This window comes from Streptomyces sp. NBC_01618 (assembly GCF_045209435.1).
In the GTDB taxonomy this organism is placed as follows: Bacteria; Actinomycetota; Actinomycetes; order Streptomycetales; family Streptomycetaceae; genus Streptomyces.
Genome location: NZ_CP109297.1, coordinates 6,747,270 through 6,760,740 on the forward strand (window position 1 = coordinate 6,747,270; position 13,471 = coordinate 6,760,740).

At 69.2% G+C, this 13,471-nt stretch carries 11 protein-coding genes; 9 read left to right on the plus strand and 2 right to left on the minus strand.

Annotated features, from left to right (window positions below; translation table 11 throughout):
* Positions 1-29: 29 nt before the first annotated feature.
* Both OH735_RS31400 and ggt read left to right on the plus strand, forming a co-directional pair.
* Complete coding sequence (locus OH735_RS31400) at positions 30-164, plus strand: hypothetical protein (protein WP_406385045.1); 135 nt, start codon at positions 30-32, stop codon at positions 162-164.
* A gap of 238 nt (positions 165-402) precedes the next feature.
* Entirely contained in the window at positions 403-2,211 is a 1,809-nt protein-coding gene (gene ggt / locus OH735_RS31405; RefSeq protein WP_406385046.1) for a gamma-glutamyltransferase, read from the plus strand.
* A gap of 257 nt (positions 2,212-2,468) precedes the next feature.
* On the opposite strand, the gene map is transcribed toward ggt, so the two are convergent.
* Positions 2,469-3,236: a type I methionyl aminopeptidase gene (map, locus tag OH735_RS31410; protein ID WP_406385047.1), complete on the minus strand. Its 768-nt coding sequence runs from the start codon at positions 3,234-3,236 to the stop codon at positions 2,469-2,471.
* A 41-nt stretch (positions 3,237-3,277) separates the two neighbouring features.
* On the opposite strand from map, the gene OH735_RS31415 reads away from it, so the two are divergent.
* Positions 3,278-3,547: a helix-turn-helix domain-containing protein gene (locus tag OH735_RS31415; protein WP_406385048.1), complete on the plus strand. Its 270-nt coding sequence runs from the start codon at positions 3,278-3,280 to the stop codon at positions 3,545-3,547.
* Between the two features lie 55 nt (positions 3,548-3,602).
* On the opposite strand, the gene OH735_RS31420 is transcribed toward OH735_RS31415, so the two are convergent.
* Positions 3,603-3,884 carry a hypothetical protein gene (locus OH735_RS31420; protein WP_406385049.1) on the minus strand — a complete coding sequence of 94 codons (282 nt, stop codon included), beginning with the start codon at positions 3,882-3,884 and terminating at the stop codon, positions 3,603-3,605.
* 131 nt (positions 3,885-4,015) lie between these two features.
* On the opposite strand from OH735_RS31420, the gene OH735_RS31425 reads away from it, so the two are divergent.
* From OH735_RS31425 to OH735_RS31450, 6 genes are all read left to right on the plus strand, one after another.
* Positions 4,016-4,858: a nitrilase-related carbon-nitrogen hydrolase gene (locus OH735_RS31425; RefSeq protein ID WP_266749869.1), complete on the plus strand. Its 843-nt coding sequence runs from the start codon at positions 4,016-4,018 to the stop codon at positions 4,856-4,858.
* Positions 4,855-6,138 carry an aspartate aminotransferase family protein gene (locus OH735_RS31430; RefSeq protein ID WP_406385050.1) on the plus strand — a complete coding sequence of 428 codons (1,284 nt, stop codon included), beginning with the start codon at positions 4,855-4,857 and terminating at the stop codon, positions 6,136-6,138. Before OH735_RS31425 ends, OH735_RS31430 begins: the two co-directional genes overlap by 4 nt.
* Before the next feature lie 413 nt (positions 6,139-6,551).
* The gene (gene hydA / locus OH735_RS31435; RefSeq protein WP_406385051.1) at positions 6,552-7,952 is read left to right on the plus strand and encodes a dihydropyrimidinase; all 1,401 of its coding nucleotides are present in this window, start codon (positions 6,552-6,554) and stop codon (positions 7,950-7,952) included.
* A gap of 10 nt (positions 7,953-7,962) precedes the next feature.
* Positions 7,963-8,964 carry a TIGR03842 family LLM class F420-dependent oxidoreductase gene (locus tag OH735_RS31440; protein WP_406385052.1) on the plus strand — a complete coding sequence of 334 codons (1,002 nt, stop codon included), beginning with the start codon at positions 7,963-7,965 and terminating at the stop codon, positions 8,962-8,964.
* 349 nt (positions 8,965-9,313) lie between these two features.
* Positions 9,314-10,549 (plus strand): IS110 family transposase, encoded by a 1,236-nt coding sequence (locus tag OH735_RS31445; RefSeq protein WP_406378948.1) that lies wholly within the window; start codon positions 9,314-9,316, stop codon positions 10,547-10,549.
* 760 nt (positions 10,550-11,309) lie between these two features.
* Positions 11,310-12,857 (plus strand): NCS1 family nucleobase:cation symporter-1, encoded by a 1,548-nt coding sequence (locus tag OH735_RS31450; protein ID WP_406385053.1) that lies wholly within the window; start codon positions 11,310-11,312, stop codon positions 12,855-12,857.
* Positions 12,858-13,471 lie beyond the last annotated feature (614 nt).

Here is a 13,471-nt window from a genome sequence, read left to right on the forward strand (position 1 = left end):
ATATGAGGAATCGAGGCCCTGATGCCGCTATGACCGACTTCTCCTGGCCGGGCACCCGGTTCCTGCGCGAGGGCGGCGTGCCGCGGGACATGTCCCCGGTCGACGCCGCGCCGGTCGCCTATGTCGGGAACGAATGGGTCCGGCCCTATATGCCCTGCGAATGAGTCCAAGTTCCCGCGGCGTTCGTCCATAGCGAGGGAAAGCAATTACCGCGCAAACCGGTGCGGGCGATCCAGCGCGGCGCTGATGCCGGCGGCTATCACGCCCAGCACGATGTTGCGTACGTCGTCGGTTACGGGCGGGCATGTCAGCGGGTGACCGGATGCCGGTTCACGGGTGGTCCTGACGGGGCGGGGGGCGCGGCGTTACCCTGCGGCGGACAATCCTTCACTGGAGGTGCGCATGCGACGTCCCGTCGCGCGGTATGTGTCGTTGCCGGTCGTTCTCGCCGCTGTCGTCACGATGGGGGCGGCGGCCCCGTCCTCGTCCGCACCACCGTCCGAGCCACCGCCCAAGTCGCCTGTGGCGGTGGGGTACGGAGGGGCGGTCGCCAGCGTCGACGCGGATGCGTCGGCCGCCGGCATCGAGGTGCTTCGCAAGGGCGGCAACGCGGTGGACGCGGCGGTCGCGACCGCCGCGGCGCTCGGTGTGACCGAGCCCTACTCGTCGGGTCTCGGGGGTGGCGGCTATTTCGTCCACTACGACGCCAGGACGCACACCGTGGAGACGATCGACGGCCGCGAGACCGCACCGCGCAGTGCGGACTCCTCGCTGTTCCTGGAGAACGGCAAGCCGCTCGCCTTCGAGGATGCCGTCACCAGCGGACTGAGCGTGGGCACCCCCGGAACCCCGGCCACCTGGGCCACCGCGCTCGACATCTGGGGCAGCAAATCGCTGCGGCAGGTACTCAAACCGGCCGAGCGGCTCGCCAGGGACGGCTTCGTCGTCGACAGCACGTTCCGCTCGCAGACCGAGGGCAACCAGGCCAGGTTCGCCGACTTCCCGGCGAGCCGGAAACTCTTCCTGCCGGGCGGCCAACTGCCGGTCGTAGGCTCGGTGTTCAAGAACCCGGATCTGGCGCGTACGTACGAAAAGGTGGGCCGCGAGGGCATCGACGGGCTGTACAAGGGCGAGTTGGCCGACGACGTCGTACGGACCGTACGCAATCCGCCCGTGGACCCGAAGGCCGGCCGGGTCGTACGGCCCGGCGACCTCACGGCCAAGGACCTGCGGTCCTACCGGGTGTTGCGGCAGGCACCGACGAAGGTCGGCTACCGCGGCCTCGACGTGTACGGCATGGCGCCCTCCTCGTCCGGCGGCACGAGCGTCGGTGAGGCGCTCAACATCCTTGAGTCCACGGACCTTTCGAAGCTGAGCGAGGCGAAGTACCTGCACCGGTACATCGAGGCGAGCCGGATCGCGTTCGCGGACCGCGGGCGGTGGGTCGGCGACCCGGCGTTCGAGGACGTACCGACGCAGGGGCTGCTCAGCCAGCGGTTCGCCGACTCGCGGGAGTGCCTGATCAGGGACGACGCGGTGCTGACGAGCCCGCTGGCTCCGGGCGACCCCAGCCACCCGGCCGACTGCGCGGCCGGTGGCACGGCCGCCCCGACGACGTACGAGGGGGAGAACACCACCCATCTGACGACCGCCGACAAGTGGGGCAACGTCGTCGCGTACACCCTTACGATCGAGCAGACGGGCGGCAGCGGCATCACCGTGCCGGGGCGCGGCTATCTGCTCAACAACGAGCTGACGGACTTCTCGTTCGCGCCCGCCAACCCGGCGGTCCACGACCCGAACCTGCCCGGTCCGGGCAAGCGCCCGCGCTCGTCCATCTCGCCGACGATCGTGTTGAAGCACGGTGAGCCGGTGCTGGCCCTCGGGTCGCCGGGCGGTGCCACGATCATCACGACAGTGCTGCAGTCGCTCATCGGTACGGTCGACCGCGGGCTGCCCCTGGTCGACGCCATCGCGGCGCCGCGTGCCAGCCAGCGCAACTCGGCGACCACGGAACTCGAACCCGGGCTGTGGAACAGCCCGGTGCGGTCCCAACTGGAGTCGCTGGGGCATGCCTTCAAGCTGAACCCGGAGATCGGCGCGGCGACGGGGGTGCAGCGGCTGCCGGACGGACGGTGGCTGGCGGCCGCCGAGAAGGTGCGCCGGGGCGGGGGCTCCGCGATGGTCGTGAAGCCGAGCGGGCGTCCTTGAGGGTCCGTCAATAATCGTCTGTGCGAGGCTGGTTCCTTGCGGCAATTCGCGAGGAACCAGCCCCTCGGCCTTGACGGGCGCATGACTCAGAGGCATCTTGGCCGCTTCGGTAAGGAAAGGTCCTAACAGACCTGATGGAAGGGCACTCCCAATCGTCATCCTCGCCGATCGAGAGCCACAGCGCCGCCGTCACCGCCGGTGAAGCACTCGCCAAGCAGTTTATGGAGAACAACCAGGCACGCGGGAGCGGGGGTTGATCACAGCGCGGTCAGGATCCGCGGCCCGTCGTCGGTGATCGCCACCGTGTGCTCGACGTGCGCGGCCCGGCTGCCGTCGGACGTACGCAGCGTCCAGCCGTCCCGGTCCGGATGGAACGCGTCCTTGCCGCCGCCGATCAGCATCGGCTCGATCGCCAGCACCATTCCGTGCCGCAACGGCATGCCGCGACCCGGTCGTCCCTCGTTGGGGACGCCCGGGTCCTCGTGCATGGACCGGCCCACGCCGTGGCCGCCGAACCCCTCCGGGATGCCGTAACCGGCGCTGCGGCACACCGTGCCGATCGCATGGGAGATGTCACCGATCCGATTCCCGACGACCGCCGCCGCGATTCCCGCCCCCAGAGCCGCGAACGCCGTGTCGATCAGCCGGGTGTCCGCCGGCCGGGCGCGCCCGACGGTGAAACTGATCGCCGAATCGCCCGCCCAGCCGCCGAGCGTCGCGCCCGCGTCGATGCTCACCAGGTCGCCGTCGCGCAGTCGCTGATCGGTGGGGATGCCGTGCACGATCGCGTCGTTGACCGACGCGCAGATCACGGCGGGGAACGGAGTGGGGGCGAAATGCGGCCGGTAGTTCAGGAACGGCGACCCGGCGCCCGCCTCGCGGAGAACCTCGCGGGCCACCTCGTCGAGTTCACGCAACGAGACGCCGACCGCCGCCGCCTCCCGTGCGGCCGTCAGCAGCTGCGCCACGACCCGGCCGGTCTCGCGCATCGCTTCGATGGATGTGTCTGTCTTGAGTTGCACCATGCCAATTACTATACCGGTCCTGGCGGTATTAGAATGACGGCATGGTACGAACGCCCCTCACCCCGCAAGAGCGCCGCCGCGGCGAACGCCTCGGAGCGCTGCTCCGCGAGGCGCGCGGCGGGCGCAGCATGGTCGAGATCGCGGCGAGCGCCGGAATCTCTTCCGAAACGCTCCGCAAGATCGAGACTGGCCGCGCCCCGACCCCCGCGTTCTTCACTGTCGCGGCGCTGGCCGGGGCGCTCGGACTCTCGATGGACGAACTGCTCACGCGCTGCGCCCCGGAGCCGGATGCGGTGCCGCTGGCCGGGTAGGGGCGCGGGATTCCGCGCGTGTTCCGCGCGGGGGCCGATGTGATCGGCCCCGGGCTCAGTCGGCGACCTGATCCGGTCCCGGGCTCAGGTTGCGACCGGGCCCGGCCCTCGGGCTCAGTCGGCGACCAAGTCCGGCGCTGGGCTCGGCGGCGTGCCCCCGCGAGAAGACCCGGTACGGCTCCGGGAAGTCCGGCGCGCCCATCCCCCGTGCACCCGGTGTGGTCTCCAGCGTCGAGGCGATCTTGAGCGTCACCAGGCGCCAGACCGTTCCGAGATCCTCGGGCCACCGTACGGCGTCGACCGGCGCGCACATGTGGACCGCACGGGTGTGAAACATGATCGACTCCGTCGGTTCACGGCGATGGTCTTGCCCCGCTGTGTGACGGGGCTTACGTTCTCCTCTACGCACGTGTCTACGGGCGTAGAAACGCGTAGAGGCTCTCTGACGCCGCGCCGAAGGAGCAGCTCATGTCCCAAGTCGTACGCGCCGCACTTGTCCAGGCGACCTGGACCGGTGACACCGAATCCATGATCGCCAAGCATGAGGAGCATGCGCGCGAGGCAGCCCGCCGGGGCGCGAAGATCATCGGCTTCCAGGAGGTGTTCAACGCCCCCTACTTCTGCCAGGTGCAGGAACCCGAGCACTACCGCTGGGCCGAGGCCGTCCCGGACGGGCCCACCGTCCGGCGGATGCAGGAACTCGCCCGCGAGACCGGCATGGTGATCGTCGTGCCGGTCTTCGAGATCGAGCAGTCCGGCTTCTACTACAACACCGCCGCCGTCATCGATGCTGACGGCTCCTATCTCGGCAAGTACCGCAAGCACCACATTCCCCAGGTCAAGGGCTTCTGGGAGAAGTACTACTTCAAGCCCGGAAACGTCGGCTGGCCGGTCTTCGACACCGCCGTCGGCAAGGTCGGCGTCTACATCTGCTATGACCGGCACTTTCCGGAGGGATGGCGTCAACTCGGGCTCAACGGAGCGCAGTTGGTGTACAACCCGTCCGCCACCTCGCGCGGCCTGTCCAGCTATCTCTGGCAGCTGGAACAGCCCGCGTCCGCCGTCGCCAACGAGTACTTCGTCGCCGCGATCAACCGCGTCGGCCAGGAGGAGTACGGCGACAACGACTTCTACGGAACCAGCTACTTCGTCGACCCGCGCGGCCAGTTCGTGGGCGAGGTCGCCAGCGACAAGGAAGAGGAACTCGTCGTCCGCGACCTCGACTTCGGCCTCATCGACGAGGTCCGTCAGCAGTGGGCGTTCTACCGGGACCGCCGGCCCGACGCGTACGAAGGACTGGTGGAGCCTTGAGCAGCCTGCACGAACGCCATCTGGCCGTCAGTCCCGACTGGCTGGCGCTCTACTACAAGCACCCGCTGGAGATCACCCACGGCGAGGGCCGCCACGTCTGGGACGCCGACGGCAGGCGCTACCTCGACTTCTTCGGCGGCATCCTCACCACCATGACCGCGCACGCACTGCCCGAGGTGACGAAGGCGGTCAGCGAGCAGGCCGGGCGGATCATCCACTCCTCCACGCTCTACCTCAACCGGCCGATGGTCGAGCTGGCCGAACGCATCGCCACGCTCTCCGGCATCCCGGACGCCCGGGTCTTCTTCACCACCTCCGGCACCGAGGCCAACGACACGGCCCTGCTCCTCGCCACCGCGTACCGCAGGTCCAACCAGATCCTCGCGATGCGCAACAGCTACCACGGCAGGTCCTTCTCCGCGGTCTCCATCACCGGCAACAACGCGTGGTCGCCCACGAGTCTGTCGCCGCTGCAGACGCTGTACGTGCACGGCGGCGTCCGCACCCGGGGGCCGTACGCGCACCTCGGCGACGCCGACTTCATCGCGGCCTGCGTCGCCGACCTGGAGGACCTGCTCGGCCACATCCGCGAGCCCGCCGCCCTGATCGCGGAACCCATCCAGGGCGTCGGCGGGTTCACCTCACCGCCCGACGGTCTGTACGCGGCCTTCCGCCGGGTCCTCGACCGCCACGGCGTCCTGTGGATCTCCGACGAGGTGCAGACCGGCTGGGGCCGTTCCGGGGAACACTTCTGGGGCTGGCAGGCACACGGCGAGAACGGGCCGCCGGACATCCTGACCTTCGCCAAGGGAATCGGCAACGGCATGTCGATCGGCGGTGTCGTGGCCCGCGCCGACGTCATGAACTGCCTCGACGCCAACTCCATCTCGACCTTCGGCGGCTCCCCGGTCACCATGGCGGCCGGCCTCGCCAACCTCTCGTACCTCCTCGAGCACGATCTGCAGGGCAACGCCCGGCGCGTCGGCGGGCTGCTGATCGAGCGGCTGCGTGCGGTCGGCGCTGCTTCCGCGTGTGTACGGGAGGTGCGCGGCCGGGGCCTGATGATCGGCATCGAGCTGGTGAAGCCCGGCACCGACGAGGCGGACCCGGAGGCGGCCGCCGCCGTGCTCGAAGCGGCCCGGGAGGGCGGCCTGCTCATCGGAAAGGGCGGCGGTCACAACACCAGCGTGCTGCGGATCGCCCCGCCGCTCTCGCTGACCATCCCGGAGGCGGAGGAGGGCGCGGCGATCCTGGCCGAGGCCCTGCGGTCGGTGGGATGAGAAGCGGCGGCTGAGCGACGGGGGTGTGGGCGGCGGCCGGAGTACGTGACCGTGCCGACCGGCCGCCGTCACGTCCCCCGTGCGGCTGTCACCTGATACGGCCGGGCCCCGGACGGTGCGTCCGGGGCCCGGCCGGCCGGTCAGCCCCGGTCGCCGGCGGGGACAGCAGCAGTCCGCTGCCTCCGTGCCGGAGGCGACCCGTACCAAGTAACCCGTACGCGGTCCGGTACTCGCGGACGGTACGTATACGACGCGTCGCGCTGTGGGCCGGTGGAGTGCCGGACGGGGGAAACCGAAACGTCTTCAGTGGTTAGCCGCAGCGGTATTGCCACAGTGGGTAACCCACTTCTACGTTCTTCACACGCACCTCGTCTACGTGCGTAGACCCGTTCCGCCACAGTGAGGAGGGGTACATGACCCGCACCGTCATCCACGGTGGTCTCGTCATCACCGCGTCCGACGAAATGCATGCCGACGTACTCATCGAGGGCGGCCGCATCGCCGCCCTCGCAGCACCCGACACCGACGCGGCCGAGAGCTGGAGCGCCGACCGGAGGATCGACGCCACCGGTAAATACGTCATCCCGGGCGGTGTCGACGCGCATACGCACATGGAGATGCCGTTCGGCGGCACCTATGCCTCCGACACCTTCGAGACCGGCACGCGGGCTGCGGCCTGGGGCGGTACGACGACCATCATCGATTTCGCCATCCAGTCCGTGGGCCACGCAGTCCGCGAAGGGCTCGACGCCTGGTACGCGAAGGCCGACGGCAACTGCGCCATCGACTACGCGTTCCACATGATCCTTTCCGACGTGAACGAGTCCTCGCTCAAGGAGATGGACCTGCTGGTGTCCGAGGGAGTCACCTCCTTCAAGCTGTTCATGGCGTACCCCGGTGTCTTCTACAGCGACGACGGCCAGATCCTGCGCGCCATGCAACGGGCCGCAGGGAACGGCGGGCTGATCATGATGCACGCCGAGAACGGCATCGCCATCGATGTCCTCGTCGAGCAGGCGCTGGCCGCGGGCCGCACCGACCCGCGCTACCACGGCGACGTCCGCAAGGTGGCGCTGGAGGCCGAGGCCACCCACCGTGCCATCCAGCTCGCCCGTGTCGCCGGATCCCCGCTGTACGTTGTGCACGTCTCCGCCGACGAGGCCGTCGCCGAGCTGGCGGCCGCCCGCCACAAGGGACTTCCGGTCTTCGGCGAGACCTGCCCGCAGTACCTCTTCCTCTCCACCGACAACCTCGCCGAGCCGGACTTCGAGGGCGCGAAGTACGTCTGCTCCACCCCGCTGCGGCCCAAGGAGCACCAGGAGGCGCTCTGGCGCGGCCTGCGGAACAACGAGCTCCAGGTCGTCTCCACCGACCACTGCCCGTTCTGCTTCTTTGGCCAGAAGGAGATGGGGCGCGGCGACTTCTCGAAGATCCCGAACGGCATGCCCGGCGTCGAGAACCGGATGGATCTCCTCCATCAGGCGGTCGTGGACGGCCACATCTCCCGCCGCCGCTGGATCGAGATCGCCTGCGCCTCCCCGGCCCGGATGTTCGGCCTCTACCCGAAGAAGGGCACCATCGCCCCGGGCGCCGACGCCGATGTCGTCATCTACGACCCGGCGTGCGAACAGACCCTTTCCGCCGAGACCCATCACATGAGCGTCGACTACTCCGCGTACGAAGGCAAGCGGATCACCGGCCAGGTCGACACCGTGCTCTCGCGCGGTGAAGTCGTCATAGATGGACGGAAGTTCACCGGCCGGGCCGGTCACGGCATGTACACCCCGCGCGCCACCTGCCAGTACCTGGACTAGGAGCACCGTCATGGAATTCGGACTCGTCCTCCAGACCGACCCGCCCGCCTCGGCCGTCGTCGGCCTGATGCGCCGCGCCGAACGCAACGGCTTCCGCCACGGCTGGACCTTCGACTCGGCGGTGCTCTGGCAGGAGCCGTTCGTCATCTACAGCCAGATCCTCGAACACACCGAACACCTCGTCGTCGGCCCCATGGTCACCAATCCGTCCACCCGCACCTGGGAGGTCACCGCCTCCACCTTCGCCACCCTCAACGACATGTTCGGCAACCGCACCGTCTGCGGCATCGGCCGGGGCGACTCGGCGATGCGCGTCGCCGGACGCAAACCCAACACCCTGGCCCGCCTCGGCGAGGCCATCGACGCCATCCGCGACCTCGCCGAGGGCCGGGAGGCCACCGTCGACGGGCAGCCGGTCCAGATCCCCTGGGTGAAGAACGGCAGACTGCCCGTCTGGATGGCCGCGTACGGCCCGAAGGCGCTCGCCCTCGCCGGGCAGAAGGCCGACGGCTTCATCCTCCAGCTCGCCGACCCGTTCCTCACCGAGTGGATGATCAAGGCCGTACGGGACGCGGCGGCACAGGCGGGCCGCGACCCGGACTCCGTGACGATCTGCGTCGCCGCCCCCGCCTATGTGAGCGACGACCTCGACCACGCCCGCGAGCAGTGCCGCTGGTTCGGCGGCATGGTCGGCAACCATGTCGCGGACCTGGTCTCCCGGTACGGAGAGCACTCCGGACTCGTCCCCGAGGCCCTGACCGCGTACATCGCCGGACGGTCCGGCTACGACTACAGCCACCACGGCCGCGCCGGAAACCCCGACACGGCCTTCGTGCCGGACGAGATCGTCGACCGGTTCTGTCTGCTGGGCCCCGCCGAGGCGCACATCGAGAAGCTCCGGGCGCTGCGCGACCTGGGCGTCGACCAGTTCGCCGTCTACAACATGCACGACGCGCGCGAGGCGACGATCGATGCCTACGGCTCGCAGATCATCCCCGCCCTGACGACGTGACAGCCTGACCGCCGGACCCGTCCGCCCCACGGTCGTCCGCACCCCCGCACCCCCGCACCCCCGCACCTCCGCACCCCGTTACCTTTTCTGTGGCCCCGAAATGGGGCGCCTGGCCCCCGGGTCCGGTATGGCTGTGTGCCCCCTGTCGAAGTCGATGACCTGGGGGGTGTTGCCGCCGGGCTTCGGGGCACCGCTTGACCGCTGATGAGGGGCCTGACGACTGCCTGGTCCGGTGCAACGCCGGACCGCTTCACGGGCGGGATGTCTGCGTAACGTGGTTGCCGGCGTGTGGTGCCGCAGGGACGGCCGGGACGGATGCGAAAGGCACGACCGAAGAGGGGCATCGCGCATGGCCGACACCGTCATCGATATCTCCGGCATAGGTCTGTTCCTCGGCCTGGACCTGGGCAAGGAGTTCCACCACGCCCGCGGCCTGACCGGGCAGGGCAAGACCGTCCACGACAAGAAGCTGCCCAACACCGAGGCCCGCCTGCGGGAGTTGTTCGACAAGCTCAGGGCCAAGTTCGGCACCGTCCTGGTGATCGTGGACCAGGTCGCCAACATCGGCGCGCTGCCACTGACCGTGGCCCGCGCGACCGGCTGCCGGGTCGCTTACCTGCCGGGACTCTCGATGCGCCGGGCCGCCGACCTCTACCCGGGCGAAGCCAAGACCGACGCCCGCGACGCCTTCGTCATCGCCGACACCGCCCGGACCATGCCGCACACCCTGCGCGTGGTGGACCGCGACGACGAGAAGCTGGCCGAGCTGACCATGCTCACCGGCTACGACAACGACCTGGCCGGCGAGGTCAACCGCACCTCCAACCGGCTGCGCGGCCTGCTCTCCCAGATCCATCCCACCCTGGAGCGGGTGGTCGGCCCCCGGCTGGGCTACCCCTACATCCTGGCCCTCCTTGAACGGCACGGCTCCCCGGCCAGGCTGAAGAAACTGGGCCGCACCCGCTGCGAGGCCCTGCTCAAGGCGCACGGCTCGCGCAAGGCCCGCCACCTCACCGCGGAGATCTTCGACGCGCTTGCCGAGCAGACCGTCATCGTGCCCGGCACCGAGGCCAGCGCGCTGATCGTGCCCGGACTTGCCGCCCAGCTCGCCGCCGCCCACACCCAGCGCCGCCAGGCCGAGCAGGAGATCGCCGCCCTGCTGGAGGCCCTCCCTCTTTTCCACCTCCTGACCTCCATGCCCGGCATGGGCGTCAGGACCACCGCCGCCGTGATCGTCGCCATCGGCGACGGCACCACCTTCCCCACCGCAGGACACCTCGCCTCCTACGCCGGACTCGCCCCCGCCACCAAGTCCTCGGGCACCTCCATCCGTGGCGAGCACGCACCCCACCGCGGCAACCGGCTCCTCAAACGCGCCCTCTTCCAGGCCGCGTTCGCCGCGATCGGCTGCAAATCCGACCGCTCCTCCCGCACCTACTACGACCGTCAACGCGCACGCGGCAAGACCCACACCCAAGCGATCCTCCGCCTGGCCCGCCAACGTGTGAACGTCATCCACGCGATGATCCGCACCGGGGCCCTCTACGAACCACGAACCCCCGGCGACATCGGCCTCGCGGCCTGACAGCACCACCGTCCCTACCTTCCTGACCCCATCACGCGCGCACCGGCACGGCCACCCCCGCCGTGCCGGCCACCGGGCTGCCCATCAGGCACCCGATCCGCCGGGAACGTCCCGCTTCGCGGGACGTTCCCAAAAACCAGCACCAACTCCCACGAACCGACCCTGACAGGGTTGACGAAACAGATAGGGGCACCCCCCCGCACCCCCCCGCACCCCCCCCGCACCGCCCCGCACCGCCCCGCACGGCACCGCTCCCATGCGAAGGGTCCAGCCGCCATGACATCGACCGTTCCACCCACACCACCCCTTCCACCCGTCCCACCGCAGGGCCGGATATCCGACGCGTCGGGCCGCATCGAACTCGCCCCCGGGGCCGTCCCCACCGACAACCGTTTCGTCAACGAGGACCTGCTGCCCGTCCCGCTGGAACGGCGCCGCTGGACGACGTACAACTTCGCCGCGCTCTGTATCGCGCAAGAGAAAACACGAACATTGGCGCGGGGCGCTGACCTGCGGGTTCGTGGGGGTGCTCGTCAGGCGGGTGGTGCAGGGTCCGGTTCGTCCGGGTTCGGCCTGTCGCCGTGTGCTGCTGCTGTTGCGTCTGGCTGAGCCGGTGCCTGCGGCCTTGGCCCATTTTCCGCGAGCAGCACCAGGGGGCTGACTGTCGTCCCGCTCCGTCGTACGACCCCGAGGGCCCAGTGCCAAGCTCTCGGGGAGGTCACGTTCCCCCGCACGAGACTCCGCGAACCGAGGTGGCTTCATGTCCTCCAGCGCACCGTCGATACCCGAGACGTCCACGATCCAGCAGACCTATCCCGATGGTCGCGTCGCCCTCGCCGAGGGGGTCGTCCTGGACGACGCCCGGTTCGCCAACGACGACCTGGCGCCGGTGCCCGTCGAGAGGCGTACGTGGGGTGTTTACAACTATTTGAGTCTCTGGGTGGGAATGGCTCATAACATCCCGTCCTGGACCCTGGCCTCCGGTCTGGTCGCGCTCGGCATGGACTGGAAGCAGGCGGTCCTCACCATCGCGCTGGCCAACCTCATCGTGCTGGTGCCGATGCTGCTCACGGGGCATGTGGGGACGAAGTACGGGATTCCGTTCCCGGTGTTCGCGCGGGCGTCGTTCGGGATGCGGGGTGCGAATCTGCCGGCGCTGATTCGGGCGGCGGTGGCGTGTGCCTGGTTCGGTATCCAGACCTGGATCGGTGGCGAGGGGATCTTCCTGCTGGCCGGGAAGCTCTTGGGTGGCGGTTGGCAGAGCGCTGGTCAGGTCGCCGGGCAGCCGTGGACACTGTGGCTGTCGTTCGGTCTGTTCTGGGCGCTGGAGATCGCGGTGATCGCGCGGGGCATGGAGACCCTGCGGCGGTTCGAGAACTGGGCCGCTCCGTTCGTGATCGTGGGCGCGCTGGCGTTGCTGGTGTGGATCGCGGTGAAGGCGGGTGGGTTCGGTCCGCTGCTGTCGCAGCCGTCGGCGCTGGGGTGGGGAAGCGGTTTCTGGAAGGTGTTCTTCCCGGCTCTGATGGGCATGATCGGGTTCTGGTCCACGCTGTCGCTCAACATTCCGGACTTCACCCGTTTCGGCGGCAGCCAGCGCGCCCAGATGCGTGGTCAGGCCCTGGGTCTGCCCACCACCATGACGCTGTTCGCGCTGCTTTCGGTGCTGGTCACCTCGGGCTCGCAGGCGGTCTACGGTGTCCCGATCTGGGACCCGATCGCGCTCGCCGCGAAGATGGACAGCGTCGCGGGCACCCTCTTCGCCCTGCTCGTGGTCCTGGTCGCCACCCTGTCGGTGAACATCGCCGCCAACGTCGTCAGCCCGGCCTACGACCTCGCCAACCTGGTCCCACGCTTCATCAACTTCCGTACCGGCGCGCTGATCACGGGCGTGGTCGGGATCGCCATCATGCCGTGGAAACTGATCGCCAACCCTCACGTCTACATCTTCACCTGGCTGGGCGTCGTCGGCGGCCTGCTCGGCACCGTCGCGGGCATCCTGATCGCCGACTACTGGATCGTCCGCCGCACCCAACTCGCCCTGGACGAGCTGTACAGCCCTGCCGGCCGCTACTGGTACACGGGTGGCTGGAACCTGCGCGCCGTCCTGGCCCTCCTCGTCGGTGGCGTCCTCGCCATCGGCGGCTCCTACTCCACTATCGACGCCAATGGCACCGCACAGGGCCCCTTCCCCGTCGACGGCCTCATCCCCTTCCTCAAGCCCCTCGCCGACTACGGCTGGGCCGTCGGCCTCGCCTCCTCCCTCCTCCTCTACACCTTCCTCAACCTCGGCGAACGAACCAGGCGCTGAGAGCCCGAATCCCCGCAACTGCCCCCGCCTCGCGGCGCCTCGCCGCGAGGCGGGGGCGTGTACGCCATCCGCAGGGCGAGGACCCGGGGGGTGGTCTCCTGCGGCAGGGGAGAGCCGGCCTTGCTGCTGTGACACCGGGGTCGGAAGTGTGTACCCGGCGTACAGCCAGACTCGTCTCCGCCACCTGCGGCTTTGCCTTGGAAAGAGCCTCTGACCTGCGTCGGAAGTCCTCACCGATCTTTAGGGGGCTTGCCCCGTCAGGTAGCGAAAGGTCCCTCGGAAGTCCCTCAGACAGCGCTGGAAGTCCCTGAAAAGTCCCAGGAGCGGAGGGGCGGAAGACGTCTCCGGGCTGGTTTGGATCCCATGGGACAGGCCGCTGTTTCTCCAGGCTCGCGGCTCTGTAACTGCCGTGGGCAGGTGGACTCGTAATGTGTAGGTCTCGGGCTCGAATCCCGAGGTGGTTCCATGGGAAACCGCAGGTTAGGCCTCGCTTGCCAACTGCCGACGTTGACCGCGTCCGGAGGCAGGCCCAGTCCTTGGCGGGCGGGGCAGGGAGGGCTTCGGCGGCGTAGGGGCGAGACTGCGCAGGCCGGTCCAGCGGGGCGACCTGACGA

Excerpts from the sequence above, each read along its gene's own strand:
- OH735_RS31400 (WP_406385045.1), top strand. The coding sequence starts at position 30 with ATGACCGACTTCTCCTGGCCGGGCACCCGGTTCCTGCGCGAGGGCGGC.
- ggt (WP_406385046.1), top strand. The coding sequence starts at position 403 with ATGCGACGTCCCGTCGCGCGGTATGTGTCGTTGCCGGTCGTTCTCGCC.
- map (WP_406385047.1), bottom strand. The coding sequence starts at position 3,236 with ATGGTGCAACTCAAGACAGACACATCCATCGAAGCGATGCGCGAGACC.
- OH735_RS31415 (WP_406385048.1), top strand. The coding sequence starts at position 3,278 with ATGGTACGAACGCCCCTCACCCCGCAAGAGCGCCGCCGCGGCGAACGC.
- OH735_RS31420 (WP_406385049.1), bottom strand. The coding sequence starts at position 3,884 with ATGTTTCACACCCGTGCGGTCCACATGTGCGCGCCGGTCGACGCCGTA.
- OH735_RS31425 (WP_266749869.1), top strand. The coding sequence starts at position 4,016 with ATGTCCCAAGTCGTACGCGCCGCACTTGTCCAGGCGACCTGGACCGGT.
- hydA (WP_406385051.1), top strand. The coding sequence starts at position 6,552 with ATGACCCGCACCGTCATCCACGGTGGTCTCGTCATCACCGCGTCCGAC.
- OH735_RS31440 (WP_406385052.1), top strand. The coding sequence starts at position 7,963 with ATGGAATTCGGACTCGTCCTCCAGACCGACCCGCCCGCCTCGGCCGTC.
- OH735_RS31445 (WP_406378948.1), top strand. The coding sequence starts at position 9,314 with ATGGCCGACACCGTCATCGATATCTCCGGCATAGGTCTGTTCCTCGGC.
- OH735_RS31450 (WP_406385053.1), top strand. The coding sequence starts at position 11,310 with ATGTCCTCCAGCGCACCGTCGATACCCGAGACGTCCACGATCCAGCAG.